Source organism: Advenella sp. RU8, from assembly GCF_048381675.1.
GTDB lineage: Bacteria > Pseudomonadota > Gammaproteobacteria > Burkholderiales > Burkholderiaceae_B > Advenella.
On the sequence record NZ_JBLWIS010000013.1, the window covers coordinates 16,172 to 30,716 of the forward strand.

Consider the following 14,545-nt stretch of genomic DNA (forward strand, 5'->3'; position numbering starts at 1 on the left):
GTTTTTATAAGCCTCCCCGTTTCGGGAGAGGCGAATGAATTGATTGGCTTTCGTGTTGTTGCTAGAAAGGGGCATCCCAGTTTAATTTTTGTTTAAGCCATTGTTTATAGGCAGGGACATCTATTTCTCCTACGATGCGATGTTCCAGACCAAAAAAATCAAATTGTTCGGATGCGTTGGAGTCTTTTGGAATTCTGCGAATGAAATGTTCCATTTCGATTCTTGCTTCTTCGCCTAAGTAAGGGTGAGATGCTTGACGCCAGTTTCTTTCGTTGTGGCCAGCCGTTTGTATATGCCTGTCTCTATGCGGAACAATATCGCCATTATCAGTAGCCCCATGCATGAAAGGGGTGTCTATGCTCTGGAAATTTTGACTGAGATTTTTATCTTTTTTGAAGTGATCAAGTGGTTTTAAGGGAACACCGACACTTGTGGCTTGCCAATGTATCCAGGCCAAGGCAATATCACCCAAATCACTGTACCGACCGGGTGCCGGGTTGTGAATGTCAGTTAGGTCACTGTCCCATCTAATACCACCAATGTCGGAATGAGCACCGATAAAGCCTTGTTCTATGTAGTTGCGACCATTCCCGGTCAACAGGGTAACAGGAAATAATTCCCTGAATTCATGCAGTGCCACGGCATGAGCTACCCATTTCCATTTTTCGGGTACGTCATATTTCTCTTTATGGTTACTGCTACCACGATTGCCCAGCTGGGAGACGTTATCAAAAAGCCCGATAAAGCGTAAATCCAGGCAGGCCTGGATGAGTTTGAATGAAACACGATTATCACGGTATGCGTAGGTGAACAAGCCGTGTTCATCGGTGTTGTCGGCTATCTTGTTGGCAAATATGAGTGCAAAGGTAGCACCACGTGAAAAACCAACCACATCTACACTAAAAAAAGGTAAAGGTTGTTGGTTTACATCTTCACTTATGGGGGTTGCATCTCCTTGCACGTAGAAGTACGGTGCAATATGGTTGAGTAATGCATAGAATTGCCGATTAACAATCTCTTGTGTTTTAGTGGCAGCCAGCAGATCCATTGTATTGCTAAGATTTTTATCTTCAGTCAGAGCTCCTGAGCCTTCAATATAGCTGCCAAGCTGTCCATCATACAAACGTCTGAATTTACGGACATTGGTGTGAGTGTATTTATCATTATTGGTACCATCAAAGGAAAATAGCAGTAAACCCAGCGGGTCAGTAAACCGGCGAGGCTGCTGGGCGGCATAGCCAAAGGGGTCGTTATTGGGGGTGGGGCCGATCGGGTCGGGTTCCAGATAGTGGCCGGCTTCAGGGTCATAATAACGATTCATGTTGTAATGCCAGCCGGTTTCTTTATCGTAATATTGTCCGGGCAGGCGCAGGTTGAATTCAATATCAGCATGCAGAATATGGCTTTTTCCAGTAGGGCTGTTATGGGCCAGCCAGTGAATTTTCTGTTCTTGGTCGGTCACCATGAAAGGCTGGCCGATGTGGTCTGTATGAATGAAATATAGCTTTGACAGATGAGGATGCCGCCTGGGGTCATCAAGGGGCACTTCTTCGGTGGGTACTTTTTTTATGGGGAAAGTCGCCTGTTCATAATCAATGAAAGCAACGGGCAGGTTACCGGCATAAATATAACGGCGGCTGATATTGTCCTTGACACCATGCGTGGTGAGCTTGTCCCGGTGGATAGTCCACTCTCCAGCCAGTAAATTGTTTTCATCATAGTAATAATGGGTATGCGCGTCAGGGGTGGTTTTAATGGTTCGCTGTCCATGCGCATCATAAAAGTAGGCAGCTAAGAAGGCTTTGTTTTTAGTGATGTAATGCAGTTTGCGATTGGGACCATACTCAAGCTCAAGTTCCCCCGTTTTGATTGGCAGGCCGCTGGCATCACGTTCAATAACGGGTTTAATGGTATCTCTGCCATTAAAATAAGCGGCACTGGAGCCATCCTTGTTCCAGGCATAATGGTGCAGGCCAGACAGGTCCTGTTCTTTATATTGGGCGCTGGTTTTGGTGCTGATCATTCTTTGGGAAGGGTCATAGGCATAATTGCGGCCTGCTTCGTATTCTGCGTCTGGCACCATGACGGTTTCGCTGTGCAGGGTGTTGTCTTCAGAGAAATCCAGTGTTTGGGTCCAGAATCGTTTGTCTTTATTCCATAAACTAAGCTGGGTTTGTCCCTTGGTGGTTTTAAGGGTATGAAAGGCCAGTTGGTTGCCTAGCACATAACCTGTTTCGGGGATGCTGGAATCCAGAATCAAGTGATGTTTTTTGCCGGATTGTTCAGTCCAGATAATGGTTTCAGGTTTGTTGTTTTCATTATAAAAATAACTGATGTATCCCCCTTCGGGTAAATGGTGAATTTTGGTTTTACCCTCATTTTCGAAGGTGTATTTGTCATCATATCTTATTGAGGGCATCCAGTCCGCAATGCCTTTTCTGTTTTCTGATACCCACTCTATTTGGCGTAAGGTATTGATGTTTAGTGTGTTTTTTTGCAGCGTAAAGTACACTTTTTCCTCGGTGTTATTTTCGTCACTATACTCAAAGGCAAAAAATTTGTTTTTCGGTTGTGAAACTATTTTTGTGGTCACAGATCTTGTCTTGTCTTTGGTTGATTCCGTCACCTTTGCAAGTTGCCCATCTTTATCATATTCAAACAGAGCCTGGTCACCATTGGCAAAATCCTGTTCTACCGGCAGGTTATTGTCGTTATAACGGGTGTTTTCGACACCGGTAATTTTGCTGAACCAGCTTACCGGGCGGTCATTTGCATCGTAGTGCAGTTGCAGTCCTGTCCAGGGTGAGCGGTTTATGTCCAGTTGTCTGATATTGTCGTTTTCATCGTAATGAATTTGGGTGCCATTCAGGCTGGTCATTCTTCCCTTGCTGTCATACTCGGCTTTGGTGCCGGGTATGGCGCAACCATGGCAGCCTGCCCCTTCAATTGCTTCCAGTACATATTTTCCACCATTGATAGAAGTATGAAAATCGGTGTGCTTGCCATCGGTATTTTTAACACGTGTGAGGCCTGGGGCATTTTCAATTTTGGGCCGACTGATATATTCAATCTCAATACGGTTGTGGGTATCGTCTTGGTGGCCAGTGTTGGAACGAATGGCCAGGCCTTTTTCGTTATAAGCCCATGAATTGGTTCTGACCGATTTTTTACCAGTATGGTCATGCATGCTGATACCGGTTAGCAAAAACGGGTTGCCATGCTGGTATTGGGCTTCATAAGCGTAGGTTTTACCCATTTTGTCGGGCCTTTGCATGTGAACAAGGCGCAGGCCCGTGTGTTGTTCAGGCTGATCATGCTGGTAATGAAAAGTGCCAACATGGGTATCAATACGGCTTAAACGTGCGGTGCCTTTGTATATTTCATAATTGAAAACCAGCTTGTGCTCTTGACCAGCCCGTACTTCCAGAATGGCATGTTGAGTGGGGCCGGGCTTTTCATCGCGGCTGATGCGGATGGGCTCCAGACCCGGCAGATTAACCTGTACCAAGCGTCCATACTGATTAAAAATTTTGCTAAAGCCAGCGCCCTGTTCCCAATGCCAAAAATTTTCTTTAAGCAGCAGTTTGCCCTGGCTGGCCTGTAAGGCATGCGCCGTGTCACCCTGACGTTCCCTAAACATGGTGCGTGAGCCATCGGCATGGATAATTTGCAGTTTGTTACCGGCAAAATACAGGCGGGTATCATAAGAATGGGACCAGCCTTCACCCAGCAGACTATTACCTTTGGAGAGCGAATTGTAATACCGTATTAATTCCAGTCCTGATGGTAGAAAGGGGAGATCGGTTTCTTCTTGGTATTTATTGCCACTAATTAAATGGATAGGGTTGCCTACACCTAAATTAATAGATGGTTCCTTGCTTCGATCCTTGCATGGATGTCCTGTAAAGGCGGGCTTGCAAACGGGGCTTCCATTGCTGGTTTCGCTGGTTTGCGACCAAGCTGCAGGCACTATGACGATTGTCAGTAGGAGCAGGGTTGTGATTCTTTTCATGACCGTGAGTGTTCGTCTTGAACAAAAAATGAAATCATCGGCCTGAAAGGCTTCTTGTAGTAAACTTCCAGTATTACTCTATCTATTGTGGGAAACCGAAATATGCTGATTACTTTCCGCTCAAATGCATGTGCTGATGTCGTGATGCTGGACAAGCATGCCCTGTCTGTCTTGAAGGCCGCGGGGCGTGATTATGAGACACTGCCTGAAAGTGGCGTGTTTACGGTAGGACAACTTGAAGAAGCCATTCAGAACATTGTGCGCTCCGTGGCAGAAGACCCTGATTCCAATCCTGATCAGGCTTATGCCGATAAAGACAGGGAAGTGGAAGATGACGAATATCCCGATGAAAAGCCGCATCCGGTGCTGGAAAGGGTAACCTTGCGTCGCCGTACTTTTCCGTTGCTGGACATGTTAAGGGCGGCCAAGGCTCAAGGCAAGGAAGTGGTGTGGGAAGCGGGCAGCGCCTGGTAAGCGATTAATACTTACGCATAAAAAAACCAAACATCCGGATAATTATCCGGTTTGTTTGGTTTTTTATTGCCCAAAAGAACATTTTTGTGCTCGGAGATGAGCGTTTCGCTGTGGAAAGCCTCTTGTGATAAGGCGAGAGGATTTCAATTGCCTGATCTGGAAACCGCTTTGGTTCAGAATGCCGGGTTGATTTACGGGTAGGAAATCAACCCGGGGCAATTGCCTGCCTGTTGATGAAACAGGCAAGCAATACGCATTTGTTTTTTAAACCGCAACGGTTTCAACGTTTTCTGCTTGGGATGTTGTGACACCCTGCTGAATGTGACGGTTGACGGCACTTAATACTGCCTGGAACGAGGCTGTGACGATGTCTTTGTGAACACCAACCCCGAAGCCGGTGGCCGATTCGCCCAGACGAAGTTCAACATAGCAGGCGGCCAATGTTTTTTCACCTGAGCCGATGGCATGCTCGTGGTAGTCCATGAAGCGGATAGGCAAATTCAATGCGTTGATGAACGCTGAAATGGCGCCATCACCCTTGCCGCTTGCCTTGAAGACAGTACCGTTGTTTTCCAGCTCAACTTCAATGCTGAAGGTTTCATCATCAGCACCTTCGGGATGGCTGTTGATTTGATGCTTGAGCAATTTCCATGGGGAAGTCTGTTTCAGGTACTCTTTTTCGAAGATCTCATATACGGCATTGCCATTGACTTCGGTACCGGTTTCGTCGGTAACGCGCTGGATGGCACGGCTGAATTCAATTTGCAGGCGACGTGGCAAGTTCAGGCCTTTTTCCTGTTCAAGCAAGTAAGACACTCCGCCTTTGCCAGACTGGCTGTTTACACGGATAACGGCATCGTAGCTACGGCCCAGGTCAGCGGGGTCAATAGGCAGGTAAGGAACTTCCCAGACGCCGTTGGGGTCTTGCTGTGCAAAGCCTTTCTTGATCGCATCCTGGTGAGAGCCTGAGAATGCGGTAAACACCAAGTCACCAGCATAAGGGTGGCGTGGGTGTACAGGCAACTGGTTGCAGTATTCAGCAGTACGGCGGACTTCATCAATGTCGGAAAAGTCCAAGCCCGGATGGATGCCTTGGGTATAAAGGTTAAGGGCCAATGTAACCAGGTCGACGTTACCGGTGCGTTCGCCACTGCCGAACAAACAGCCTTCAACACGGTCTGCACCGGCCATGACTGATAATTCGGCCGCTGCTACCGCAGTACCACGGTCGTTGTGTGGGTGTACGCTAACAATAATGCTGTCACGGTTATTGACGTTTTTGCAGAACCATTCAATCTGGTCGGCATACATATTGGGGGTGGTGGATTCAATCGTAGCAGGCAGGTTGTAGACAATTTTGTCTTCAGGGGTGGGTTGCCATTCTGCTGTCACCGCATTACACACTTCCACGGCAAACTCGGGCTCGGTGGTGCTGAATACTTCAGGTGAGTATTCATAGCGCCATTTGGTTTGCGGATATTTTGCCATGGCCTGCTTGACCCAACGGGTACCTTGGATAGCCACGCCCTTGACTTCTTCCTTGCTCATATTGAAAACGATTTTGCGGAAGGCGGGGGCACAGGCGTTGTAAAGGTGGATCATGGCGGTTTTTGCGCCAGCGGCTGCTTCAACCGTCCGTTCGATCAGGTCTTGACGAGCCTGGGTCAGGACAATAATGGTGACGTCATCGGGAATCAGGTTTTCTTCAACCAGGATACGCACAAAATCAAAATCGGTTTGTGATGCGGAAGGGAATCCAACTTCAATTTCCTTAAAGCCAATAGCGATCAATTGCTTGAAAAAGCGCAATTTACGCTCAACGCTCATGGGTTCGATAAGAGACTGGTTACCATCACGCAGGTCGGTGCTCATCCAGATTGGAGGGGCCGTAATGGTTTTGCTGGGCCATGTGCGCTCGGAAAAATCCTTGACGAACGGTTTGAATGGAACGTATTTTTTTGCTGGGTTGGAAAGCATCATAATGCACCTGTTTGATATGAATCCCGGTGCTGGAACTGGCGTTTGCCTGTTTGATGGCCCGGGATATTACAATTTAATAAAAATCCGGGTGGCTTATACAGGGCTGCCGAACTGCCACGAATGCTCTAGGCTCGGCAACCGAGCGCTAGTAGTAGAAGAGAAGAGAGTGCGCAAACCGGCAAGTCGCTGTTGCGACCTGCGTTAACTGAGAAGAGATTGAAAGTTTGCGTTTTCATAATGACTTAATTATGAGCATGAATGGGGGGTAAAGTCAAGATGTTTTTTCGTCTTGCACGAGCTCGGGAATGAAATTGTGTTGCAATAGCGTCTGTTGTTCTTTGATTTGCGCCAGTTTGTACACACGCCCGTTACGTAATTCGCTTAGGGTTTCTTTCAAAGTGATGAATTTGATGGGCTCGGTGCGGTCACTCCAGGCCCAGGCTAAAACTTCCTTGCCTTCAGGAGAAAGACTCTTGATGAGCTGGTTAACTTTTTGTGGGGGCGGGCAGTTTTCACCGGCACGGCTGATGTTGCCACTTAGCCAGCTGCTTAAGATAAGGTATAGAATAAGGCTGCCCAGTAGAACCAGTCCCCACCAAATATAATTGTTTATACTGTTGAGGTAGGTGACCAACTGGGTGCTGAAGGCTTCCAGTCCGGCATAGTCCTGTTTTTTTCCAAAATCAATGATTTCACGGGCAAGGAATACCCAGACAAGTATAGAAAGGGTGATGACAGCACCACGTAAAACAAGTCGTGGCATTGCAAGTGCTAGCAGCGTTTTGCTGAGTACTGCGGTATCATTTTTATAGGCCGCTGGTTTTTTTTGTTTCATAAAGAATTTTTAATATGCGTCAGGCGTTAGAGTTAAAAACAGGTCAGCAATTGGTCATGACCCCTCAGTTGCAGCAATCATTGCGATTACTGCAGTTTTCCGGTCTGGATTTCCAGGTTGAGCTGATGCGCGCCATTCAGGACAATCCGATGCTGGAGTTAGTAGATGATAACCAGATATCATCTGAAACACCAAATGCCGAGATGTCTTATGCGGAGGTTTTACAACACGATTGGGATCAACACAAACCTGCGTCGGCCAATTCCGAAGACGATGATTTCTATCCTGAAACCGCAACCAGCGTCAGCCTGGAAGAATATTTGCGTAGCCAGTTAGGCACGACCCATGCGTTAGAACGCGATATGCTCCTGGTAGACGTCTTGATTGATGAGCTGGATGAAAACGGTTATTTGCTGACTTCGCTGGAAGAGGTGGCCGGTTTTTTTGAAGCGGAGCATGAAGTAACGGTAGAAGAGCTGACGGTTGCGCTTCGTTTGCTGCAGTCGTTTGATCCACCGGGTATTGCCGCACGCAGCCTGTCCGAATGCCTGTTATTGCAGTTGTCACGTGAATTAAGTCCTGAACCCGAGCAGGCGGTGTTGGCCTGTGCCAGAACGATTTGTGCTAATGCCCTTGATGCCTTGGGGGCAGCCGATATGGCTACCCTGCAAAATATAACCAGGGCGGATATTGGTTTGATTCGCCAGGCTCATTGCCTGATACAAAGCCTTGATCCGCGCCCTGGCAAAGCCTGGAGCACACCGGCTGCCGATTATGCCGTTCCTGATGTCCTGGTGCGTAAAATAAATCATGAGTGGGTGTTATCGCTTAATCAGGGTATTTTGCCCAAGGTGCGGATAAATGCTGAATATGAAAGCATGATCCGGACTCTGGGTAAAAAAGATGATACCAGTTTGAATGAGCAATTAAGCCAGGCAAAAGGCTTTTTAAAACAGATCAATCATCGTTTCAGCACCATTCTGGAAGTCTCTAAAGTGGTCATGAAGTACCAAATGGCATTTCTAGAGGAGGGCATGTCTGCCATACAGCCCTTGACTTTAAGAGAGGTGGCACAGGAGCTGGATATTCATGAGTCAACCGTATCCCGGGCCACCACGCAAAAGTTTATCGCCACGCCGCACGGGGTATTTGAGCTGAAGCATTTTTTTGGTTCGGGTGTCGCTACCGAGTCGGGAGAGCATACCTCGGCCAAGTCGATTCAATTGAAAATCAAGGCGCTGGTAGACGCCGAGGATGCCAAAAAACCTTTGTCGGACAGTAAATTATGTGATTTGCTGACTGCCGATGGCTTGGTGATTGCCCGCAGGACCGTGGCCAAATACCGGGAAGCCGTTGGTATTCCTCCTGCTTCCAGAAGAAAAGCTCAGGCTTTTCTTAAGGGTTAACAACTAGTTAAACAAAATCTGGTCTAAAAGTATTGCGAAAAAAATAAAAATAGATGATAATGATTCGCATGTATATTTGTATTTGTAATGCCATCACAGAAAAATCCGTTATTGAGGCAGTCAATAACGGCGCGTCCACACTAGGAGACTTGCAGTCTCAATTAGGTGTTGCGTCGTGCTGTGGTTGCTGTGCACAAACTGCCAGCGAATATCTTCCGCAAGGTTCATCCTCTAACGCGGCAGTTGCCCAAGAGTTCGTCAGTGAACGTCATGGCCGTAAAGCGCTTGTGTCCACTGTGCTCTGGCAGTCGTAGCGTATAGGGTGCTCTGACGGTTTTTTCGCCTAACCACCCCCTGCGGCATGTGGTAGTGGCTTTGTGCTTTTTCTGTTCAGCCAACCGGTTTGACAGGCGCATCCATTATATAATCAGGGCTTAGGGCTAGGTGTCGCCATTGTATGCTTGGCTCCTGATTGAATGAACTTGAAAAAGGAAGGGCTATGAAAGGCGATAAAGAGGTTCTTAAATACCTGAACAAGCAATTGACCAATGAATTAACGGCAATTAACCAATACTTCCTTCATGCGCGCATGTTGAAAAATTGGGGCTTCAATGCTTTGGGCAAGCATGAATATGAAGAGTCCATCGAAGAAATGAAGCATGCCGATGCCTTGATAGAACGTATTTTCCTGCTTGAGGGATTACCCAATTTGCAGGATTTGCACAAGTTGCGTATTGGCGAAGATGTGCCGGAAATACTGTCCTGTGACTTGCACCTGGAAGTAACAGCTCATGGAACCCTCACGGAAGCGATTGCTCACTGTGAGAAAGTGCGTGACTACGTTTCACGTGACCTGTTCCGCCGTATTCTTGATGAAACGGAAGAGCATATTGACTGGCTGGAAACCCAGATTGAACTGGTTGAAAAAGTGGGTCTGCAAAATTATTTGCAAAGCCAGATAGGCGAAGAATAAGTCACCCCGTCAAGATCAATGAGGTCGCCGGAAATCTGGCGTTTGGCTTAAGTTAAGTAACAATAAAAACGGCCTGGAATACTTTCCAGGCCGTTTTTATTGAAGGGTTTTTTATGAGCACTTGCCGGTTTTGAGGAAAACCGCAAGTGTTTTGGCTTAGCGTTCGGGGCAGTCTTTGACTTTACCCCAGGCATTGTTGGCGCCACAATATTGTTCACGTACCTTGCCAAGGCAACTGGGGCGTTCAAAAAAGCCCAGGGTGCGACAGTGTGCCACCGCGCTATGAAAAGCCGGTTCCCAGGCATAGCCGCCACCAGACGAGCCCCCTACCTGTGCGGAGCGGGTTATTGGCGTTGCTTGGATGGGTGCGGCGTCTATGCGGCCAGTTGCCGTGCCAATAGTGACGTTGGGATTGTATTGGCTGCTGGATGCCGTCAGGATATCGGATTTTTGCGATGCGTCTATAGCCCAGTCAATGCCAGTGGGGTTTTCAGGGACGCCCTGTGCACCACTCATGAGGGGTTGCTGGGGTTGGCGCAGTATGGGGCGTCCGAATTGATCAACTTGTGGAGGAGGATCAAATTCGGAAACGTTGGGTATATTGGCCGTGGTGGGCGTATGTGCAATGAGCCATTCACCCGCCTGGATGCCGCCCCATGTGGCCAGTCCGGCAAAAATCAGTAAAGAAATGAATAAAAAACGCCAAGACATTAATAAATTACCCTTCATTGATGTGTGGTTCATTTTAGCTGTTTTCCTAGAACACCTGACCGGCATGTTCACGCATCGCATGAAAATTAATTTCAGGGTTCAGTTCCTGGGCAACACGAAGCTGGGCAGGAGAGCTAACCAGGAAAGCAAGCGCATCAACGACATCGTAGGCGATATTGGCAGCGTTGCTGTCCATGAATTTGCGCAGTGCTTTCGGGTTGTCACTGGTTACCCAGCGTGCCATTGTATATCTAGATGGCATTAAACGCGCATCCACGCCATATTCGGTTTTCAGGCGGTGAGCAACCACTTCAAATTGTAATTGGCCAATAGCACCTAATAACAGTGCACCCCCTGCCGCTTCAGGACGGAATACCTGGATGGCGCCTTCTTCACCCAATTGGGTAAGACCGGTGCGCAGCTGCTTGGTACGCAGTGGATCCTTGACTTCGACACCCTGGAACAGTTCCGGGGCAAAGAATGGCAGGCCGGTAAAGTGTAGGGTTTCGCCTTCGGTCAGTACATCGCCCAGGTGCAGGACACCATGGTTGGGAATACCAATCACATCGCCAGCATAGGCTTCGTCGAGCAGGTCACGGCGCTGGGACAGGAATGAAACCACGTTATTGGGGCGAATTTCCTTGCCGGTACGGCTGACTTTCAGGCGCATGCCCCGTTCAAACTTGCCCGAGCTGACCCGTACGAAGGCCACGCGGTCACGGTGGGCCGGGTCCATATTGGCCTGTACCTTGAAGACAACACCGGAGAACTTGGGTTCGTCGGGCTGGACGACACGTTCCAGCGCTTGGCGCGGACCGGGTTTGGGGGCCCATTTAACCAGGGCGTCAAGTATCTCTTGCACGCCAAAGTTGTTAACGGCTGAACCAAAAAAAACCGGTGTTTGTTTGCCCGCCAGGAAAGCTTCGTGGTTAAAGTCGGGGGTGGCTTCTTTGATGAGGGAAATTTCTTCGTGGGCCTTTTTGAAGGCATCACCGAATTTCTCCTGGATCAGCGGGTTTTCCAGGCCTTCGATAAAATCATCTTCTTTGCTACGCCGTTCCTGGCCGGGGCGGAACAGGCGCATGCGGTCAAGTTGCAGGTCATAAACGCCGCCAAACGATTTGCCCATGCCAATAGGCCAGGTAAACGGAATGGCATCCATGCCCAGATGGGATTCAATCTCACCCAGCAGGTCCAGGGGTTCCTGGACTTCGCGGTCGAGTTTGTTGATGAAGGTCAGGATGGGGGTGTTGCGGGCCCGGCAAACCTGCAGCAGGCGAATGGTTTGCGGTTCGATACCGTTTGCGGCATCGACCACCATAATCGCTGCGTCAACCGCCGTCAGCACCCGATAGGTATCTTCAGAAAAGTCCTGGTGTCCGGGGGTGTCTAGCAGGTTGATGACACAGTCCTGGTATTCCATTTGCATGACGGATGATGCGACTGAAATACCCCGTTGTTTTTCAATTTCCATCCAGTCTGAAGAAGCATGGCGGCTTGCTTTTCTTGCTTTTACGCTACCGGCGATCTGAATCGCGCCTGCAAACAGGAGCAGTTTCTCTGTCAGGGTGGTTTTACCTGCATCAGGGTGGGAAATAATGGCAAAGGTGCGGCGACGGGCCACTTCCTGCTTGATTGATAAGTGCGACATTAATTAAAAACGGTATATAGTCACCCGCGATGGGATGATAAGACAACAGATTGATGGGTGATTCGGGGATTCGTGCAAAAACATTGGTAGAATGCCAGAAAACGTTGTTTATTATAGATCTTTATGGTTTTTTTTGTGAAAGAAAAGGGTTGCAAAGGCTAAGTCATTATGGCAAACAGGAAAATTAAAATACAGGACTTTCTTTCCAATGTCCCGCTATTCAGTCAGCTGGAACCGGCCGAGCTTGATGCAATTGCGTTGGGAACTACCGAGATGCAGGTCAGGCGTGGCGAAATTGTGTTTCAGCGTGGTGAGCCTTGTCTGGGATTGCACGTACTTATTTATGGGCAAATCAAGCTGTCAGTGGTGTCTTCACCGGGTAACGAAAAGGTGGTCAAGATCATTCGTGCCGGTGACAGCTTTGGCGAGGCGCTCATGTTCATGGGAAAGAACTATATCGTGACGGCGCAGGCACTGGAGGATTGTCTGGTGCTGCATGTCAGCCGCAACGTCATTAATGCCGAATTGGCCAAAAGCCAGAATCTTACCTTTAACATGCTCAAAGGTCTTAGCCAGCGGCTGTATGGCCTGATGGAAGATGTCGAGTCGTATTCCTTGCGATCAGGCGCACAGCGGGTGATTGGCTATTTGCTAAAGCACGACTATTGCGAAAACGGGCAAACCATTACCTTAAGTACCAGCAAGGCCATTATTGCTTCGCGCCTTAACATTACCCCGGAACATTTTTCGCGTATTTTGCTGGATTTAAGCACGCATGGCCTGATCAAGGTAAAGGGCAAGGAAATTACCATTCTGGATATGCAGGGCCTTATTGATTTTTAAGCGGTTTTTTTAAACTGTTTGGCAAGCTGCCTGTATATGCGGACGGCACCCAGCAGGTTAATAAACAGCATCCCTGTTGAAGCCAGCCACAGCAGTGCCGCTATAGTAGCAAAGCCGGGTACTTGCCAGGCGGCTGCCAGCATGGCCGGCAAGGTTAGCAGTTGTACCCAAAATTGGCGCATGGCATGGGCCTCGGGCAAAATATCTTTTATTTTGGGTACGGCCCCCGAGCGGAAGGGCACTATTTCCTGGCAGTGAAGCATGACCAGGAAGGGAACGATTTTGTATAGCATGCCATTAATGGCTGAATAGGCGCAGCCCAGAATAAACAATATTCCCAACGATAGTTCCAGTTGAGGCAGGCTGAACAGCTGCAGTAGTGGTAACAGGACGCAACTGCCCAACAGGCTGGCCAGTGACAGTCGCCAGAACAGGGTAGTCACATCGGGTTCAGGACGTTTACGGCCTTTAAGCAGGAGGCCGGTCTGGACGGTGAAGGTAATCGCCAGTATGACCAATACAAAAACCAATGCGGTTTGCAAAATTGCCGAATGCAGGCTGAACCATTCAGAGAAAAGTGTCCAGAGCAGCAATACGATGAACAGGGTCGGTAACAGGCGTTGCGTCATGCTGACGGAGTAAATTTCAGTGACCTGAAACAGGGGGATGACCTGAAAACTCACGCCCATGAGTAAAATGGCCACCCAACCGGCCAGTCCCCACAAGGCGTGTAGATTGGTTAGCGTTACCAAGGACAGGTTCAGCGGGTGCATGAACCCATATACCAGGGTTAACCCAAGGATGACCGTGATGGTCAGGCTGGCCAGGCTATAACGCACGGCCAGAATGGATGCCTTGGCTTTTTCCGCCTGCTGTTTGCGCGATAGCCAGAGCCCGGCATTAAGGGCAACAATGAAAATGGCCAGGCCGCTTCCAAGCAGGATGGCCGCGGTAATGAAAAGCGGGTTGGACAGGATAAGGAAGGCACTGGACAGCGTCAGGGTACCCAAACCCAACAACAAAAAGACAATGAGCCCCAGTGGATTGGGGAACGGAATTTGAACCCGGAAAGCAACCGGTAAAATCTGAATAAGCGAGCCCGCCATGCTCATGGTCAGGATGCCCAGGGTAAACAGGTGGGTAACGCTGAGCATGACCGGCGACCAGCGGCTTGACCAGGCCTCGGGGCCGGAAAACAGCAGCACGACGGCTGCCAGCATGCCAAATAGCGGCACAGCCAGAAAAAAACGCATGGGCGCCATCAGCCCCGGCATGCGGTCAAAGGTTAAGGCACGTTGCATTAGCCCTTTTTCCAGATGATGACTTCATAGGAGTAATCGGGTTGCTTGCGGATACTGTATTCAAAATTTTCACTTTCAAGTATGCGAAACAGGGGGATGGGCTCGCGGTCTATCAACATGCGCAGGCGTTTGTCACCGTTATTTATTTGGGGCAATAACGCCAGGACATGCTCCATGGGTTCAGGAGGTGGCAAGCCGCGTACGTCCAGCTGAATGTCATTATTCATGTTTAGTCCATATGTCAAAACGGGTTGAGAGTCTGGCAAAGTAATTGTTAACAGGCATTATGTAGATGCACATCAATATATTATCAAATTAGGATTGATGTCTTGCTTTTTCTTGATATTACTCAAGGTTGT

At 48.6% G+C, this 14,545-nt stretch carries 12 protein-coding genes; 5 read left to right on the top strand and 7 right to left on the bottom strand.

Translation table 11 applies throughout. The features are described from left to right. Positions 1–61 precede the first annotated feature (61 nt). Entirely contained in the window at positions 62–4,012 is a 3,951-nt protein-coding gene (locus ACM5Q9_RS13250) for an RHS repeat-associated core domain-containing protein (protein WP_418145204.1), read from the bottom strand. Between the two features lie 102 nt (positions 4,013–4,114). Here ACM5Q9_RS13250 and ACM5Q9_RS13255 point away from each other — a divergent pair, with 102 nt between their 5' ends. Beyond that, on the top strand, positions 4,115–4,486 hold the full coding sequence (locus ACM5Q9_RS13255) for a DUF1840 domain-containing protein (RefSeq protein ID WP_418145205.1): 372 nt from the start codon (positions 4,115–4,117) through the stop codon (positions 4,484–4,486). A gap of 264 nt (positions 4,487–4,750) precedes the next feature. Here ACM5Q9_RS13255 and leuA read toward each other — a convergent pair whose 3' ends face one another. Together leuA and ACM5Q9_RS13265 are read right to left on the bottom strand one after the other, a co-directional pair. After that, on the bottom strand, positions 4,751–6,466 hold the full coding sequence (gene leuA / locus ACM5Q9_RS13260) for a 2-isopropylmalate synthase (RefSeq protein ID WP_418145206.1): 1,716 nt from the start codon (positions 6,464–6,466) through the stop codon (positions 4,751–4,753). 271 nt (positions 6,467–6,737) lie between these two features. Further along, positions 6,738–7,229 (bottom strand): hypothetical protein, encoded by a 492-nt coding sequence (locus tag ACM5Q9_RS13265; protein ID WP_418145207.1) that lies wholly within the window; start codon positions 7,227–7,229, stop codon positions 6,738–6,740. Between the two features lie 86 nt (positions 7,230–7,315). On the opposite strand from ACM5Q9_RS13265, the gene rpoN reads away from it, so the two are divergent. The 3 genes from rpoN to bfr all read left to right on the top strand — a co-directional run bounded on the left by rpoN (position 7,316) and on the right by bfr (position 9,680). Beyond that, positions 7,316–8,707, top strand: a complete 1,392-nt coding sequence (gene rpoN / locus ACM5Q9_RS13270; RefSeq protein WP_418145208.1) for an RNA polymerase factor sigma-54 — start codon at positions 7,316–7,318, stop codon at positions 8,705–8,707. A gap of 68 nt (positions 8,708–8,775) precedes the next feature. After that, positions 8,776–9,021, top strand: coding sequence for a (2Fe-2S)-binding protein (locus ACM5Q9_RS13275; protein ID WP_418145271.1), 246 nt, complete (start codon positions 8,776–8,778; stop codon positions 9,019–9,021). Between the two features lie 185 nt (positions 9,022–9,206). Next, positions 9,207–9,680, top strand: coding sequence for a bacterioferritin (gene bfr, locus ACM5Q9_RS13280; RefSeq protein ID WP_418145209.1), 474 nt, complete (start codon positions 9,207–9,209; stop codon positions 9,678–9,680). Positions 9,681–9,836: 156 nt separating this feature from the next. Here the strand turns inward: bfr and ACM5Q9_RS13285 are convergent, their stop codons facing one another. Together ACM5Q9_RS13285 and ACM5Q9_RS13290 are read right to left on the bottom strand one after the other, a co-directional pair. Further along, positions 9,837–10,424, bottom strand: coding sequence for a hypothetical protein (locus ACM5Q9_RS13285; protein ID WP_418145210.1), 588 nt, complete (start codon positions 10,422–10,424; stop codon positions 9,837–9,839). 13 nt (positions 10,425–10,437) lie between these two features. Beyond that, positions 10,438–12,042 carry a peptide chain release factor 3 gene (locus tag ACM5Q9_RS13290; RefSeq protein WP_418145211.1) on the bottom strand — a complete coding sequence of 535 codons (1,605 nt, stop codon included), beginning with the start codon at positions 12,040–12,042 and terminating at the stop codon, positions 10,438–10,440. Positions 12,043–12,210: 168 nt separating this feature from the next. Here ACM5Q9_RS13290 and ACM5Q9_RS13295 point away from each other — a divergent pair, with 168 nt between their 5' ends. After that, a complete protein-coding gene (locus ACM5Q9_RS13295) occupies positions 12,211–12,885 on the top strand; it encodes a Crp/Fnr family transcriptional regulator (protein WP_418145212.1) in 675 nt (224 codons plus the stop codon). Here ACM5Q9_RS13295 and ACM5Q9_RS13300 read toward each other — a convergent pair. Next, positions 12,882–14,186, bottom strand: coding sequence for a hypothetical protein (locus ACM5Q9_RS13300; RefSeq protein ID WP_418145213.1), 1,305 nt, complete (start codon positions 14,184–14,186; stop codon positions 12,882–12,884). The genes ACM5Q9_RS13295 and ACM5Q9_RS13300 overlap by 4 nt on opposite strands. Next, on the bottom strand, positions 14,186–14,413 hold the full coding sequence (locus ACM5Q9_RS13305; protein ID WP_418145214.1) for a DUF2249 domain-containing protein: 228 nt from the start codon (positions 14,411–14,413) through the stop codon (positions 14,186–14,188). Before ACM5Q9_RS13305 ends, ACM5Q9_RS13300 begins: the two co-directional genes overlap by 1 nt. Between the last annotated feature and the right edge of the window lie 132 nt (positions 14,414–14,545).

Excerpts from the sequence above, each read along its gene's own strand:
- ACM5Q9_RS13265 (WP_418145207.1), bottom strand. The coding sequence starts at position 7,229 with ATGCCACGACTTGTTTTACGTGGTGCTGTCATCACCCTTTCTATACTT.
- leuA (WP_418145206.1), bottom strand. The coding sequence starts at position 6,466 with ATGATGCTTTCCAACCCAGCAAAAAAATACGTTCCATTCAAACCGTTC.
- ACM5Q9_RS13305 (WP_418145214.1), bottom strand. The coding sequence starts at position 14,413 with ATGAATAATGACATTCAGCTGGACGTACGCGGCTTGCCACCTCCTGAA.
- ACM5Q9_RS13255 (WP_418145205.1), top strand. The coding sequence starts at position 4,115 with ATGCTGATTACTTTCCGCTCAAATGCATGTGCTGATGTCGTGATGCTG.
- ACM5Q9_RS13295 (WP_418145212.1), top strand. The coding sequence starts at position 12,211 with ATGGCAAACAGGAAAATTAAAATACAGGACTTTCTTTCCAATGTCCCG.
- rpoN (WP_418145208.1), top strand. The coding sequence starts at position 7,316 with ATGCGTCAGGCGTTAGAGTTAAAAACAGGTCAGCAATTGGTCATGACC.
- ACM5Q9_RS13285 (WP_418145210.1), bottom strand. The coding sequence starts at position 10,424 with ATGAACCACACATCAATGAAGGGTAATTTATTAATGTCTTGGCGTTTT.
- ACM5Q9_RS13290 (WP_418145211.1), bottom strand. The coding sequence starts at position 12,042 with ATGTCGCACTTATCAATCAAGCAGGAAGTGGCCCGTCGCCGCACCTTT.
- bfr (WP_418145209.1), top strand. The coding sequence starts at position 9,207 with ATGAAAGGCGATAAAGAGGTTCTTAAATACCTGAACAAGCAATTGACC.
- ACM5Q9_RS13250 (WP_418145204.1), bottom strand. The coding sequence starts at position 4,012 with ATGAAAAGAATCACAACCCTGCTCCTACTGACAATCGTCATAGTGCCT.
- ACM5Q9_RS13300 (WP_418145213.1), bottom strand. The coding sequence starts at position 14,186 with ATGCAACGTGCCTTAACCTTTGACCGCATGCCGGGGCTGATGGCGCCC.
- ACM5Q9_RS13275 (WP_418145271.1), top strand. The coding sequence starts at position 8,776 with ATGTATATTTGTATTTGTAATGCCATCACAGAAAAATCCGTTATTGAG.